A 1,871-nucleotide genomic window follows, 5' to 3' on the forward strand; every position below is an offset into this window, starting at 1 on the left:
CGCCCGGGTAAGCGCGACGGCTTGTTCTGGGCGACCGGGGCAGGAGAAGAGGCCAGTCCGCTGGGCGCTCTCGCCGCGCAGGCCGAGCGCGAAGGCTACAAGGGCGGGCAGGGCAAGACGCCCTATCACGGCTACTACTACAAGATCCTGAAGCGCCAGGGTGCCGCGGCACCAGGTGGAAGCCTCGACTATGTCGTCGGCGGCAAGATGATCGGCGGCTTCGCTCTGCTCGCCTATCCCGCCGAATACGGCAACTCCGGCGTCATGAGCTTCATCGTGAACCACGAAGGCACGGTGTATCAGAAGGATCTGGGACCCAGGACCAGCCGGATCGCGACGCGGATGCGCTCATACGACCCCGACAAGACCTGGGAGAAGGTTCCGGTGCCGCAGTAATCAATTTTCGAGATGCAGACTGCTGATCCATTCAGCGAAATGGCGATGTCTTCACAAAGCGACATTTAGCCTTCTCAAATGATCTTCGGATGACGGCCCCGATTGGACTACGGTACCGCCAAAGGCAGGTCGAAAGATTGGCCCGATAGGCGCGGGGGCCGTCGAATCATAGCGGCTATCAGCAATGGAGAACCGATGACCGGCCTCCTTTCGATCCTCTTCGGCGGCTTTTCAAGCTTCACGCCCGGTCGGATGCTTGGGGTCCCAACGCGAGCCCTTAGGAGACTACCGCGGGTTAGGGGCCTTTGATCGTGGATTGATCCTCAGTCGGCGACTGTGCCGAGGGCGTGGGCCGAATATCAGCGGTGGTGATGCCGCGGTGGATGGCAGCATGAATGACGTACAAAAGCGCGGACTTGCAAGGCTCATGCTTCGTTGGCCGCAGCGGCGGATGGAGCTACGTCAAAAATGCAGCAGTGGTGCGGGACTGCTCGATCTCTGCGAAGTTTACCAGGTGACATGTGAGGCCGCTTCCTATTGGGAGAAAATAACTTCGCCGGCCGGAGAGGCCCGTGCGGAGGAGTACCGCGCTCTCGCATTGGAAATCGAACGTGAGGTCAATGAGGCGCTTGCCTCAGTTTGAGCCTTCGTCGCGCCGGTGATCGCCTCGAAGTGGCGCACCTCGCCCTCAGGCTCAAGTCGATGGTCAAGCCTAGATGTGAGGTCTCAATAGGTTGTCCATCCGGTCCCGAGCGAGGAAGCTGAGGTTGCGAAGCTTCAGTGCCTTCGGAGGAACGGGGCTATCCACCTGATCATCCCGGGATGATGGTGGCGCTGTTCTCTACGGCTACAGCCGGGGCATCATCGCGGCAGCTTGGCTGCGCCTGCGACGAGCGGGTCGACGTGGGGGCGGTGACCGGACTGAACCGACCTGACTTCCGCAGCATCGCCGATCTCCGCAAGCTCCACCTCTCGGCGCTGTCGGATCTGCTCGTGGAAGCTAACGATGCGATAGTGAAGCCACTGCTTGTCGGAAATCCGGGACAGTCGATCACAACGGCGGCATGCTTGCCTTGGCGGCTTGCATCTGGAAGTACGATCGGCATTGTCTGTTCGCACAGAGAATTGAGAATGACTTGATGTCATCCCATCGTCGCGGCGTTTAATTTTCCGCGCTCTGGGAACCCGCCGAGGGAGGCCTCCGTGAATAGACGTTTCTACCTAGTAGTGCTGGCTCTGATGGGACTGGTGGGATGCGTTTCGCGCGAGACGTCCGGATCGGGGGGCGGCGGGCCCGCCTATGTCCAGCAGGACCTCGGGAGCCCCGGTCGACAGACCGACTTCTTCGGGAACGGCCTGCGGCCGTGAGAGCGGGATCTCGCGCTCCCGCGACCCGTCTCGCCATTGCGGGAACTGCCGTGCGCACTGCTGCTGCGACATGAAAGTCACGGCGCGCGGCCCCGGCACCTCGAGAG

3 protein-coding genes and 1 pseudogene are annotated in these 1,871 nt (G+C 61.5%); all 4 read left to right on the forward strand.

Translation table 11 applies throughout. The features are described from left to right. The coding region (locus tag AC1D34_RS37200) for a DUF2950 family protein (protein ID WP_476826981.1) at positions 1-396 on the forward strand (396 nt) is incomplete at its 5' end. Positions 397-787: 391 nt separating this feature from the next. Further along, positions 788-1,039 (forward strand): hypothetical protein, encoded by a 252-nt coding sequence (locus tag AC1D34_RS37205; protein ID WP_441509160.1) that lies wholly within the window; start codon positions 788-790, stop codon positions 1,037-1,039. A gap of 143 nt (positions 1,040-1,182) precedes the next feature. Continuing rightward, positions 1,183-1,395, forward strand: a pseudogene (locus tag AC1D34_RS37210) (transposase); the annotation flags it as partial. Between the two features lie 204 nt (positions 1,396-1,599). Continuing rightward, positions 1,600-1,764, forward strand: a complete 165-nt coding sequence (locus tag AC1D34_RS37215) for a hypothetical protein (protein ID WP_441509161.1) — start codon at positions 1,600-1,602, stop codon at positions 1,762-1,764. Positions 1,765-1,871 lie beyond the last annotated feature (107 nt).

Source organism: Allobosea sp. P1_A7 (assembly GCF_056406775.1).

Coding starts and splice junctions, on each gene's coding strand:
- AC1D34_RS37205 (WP_441509160.1), top strand. CDS start 788: ATGAATGACGTACAAAAGCGCGGACTTGCAAGGCTCATGCTTCGTTGG.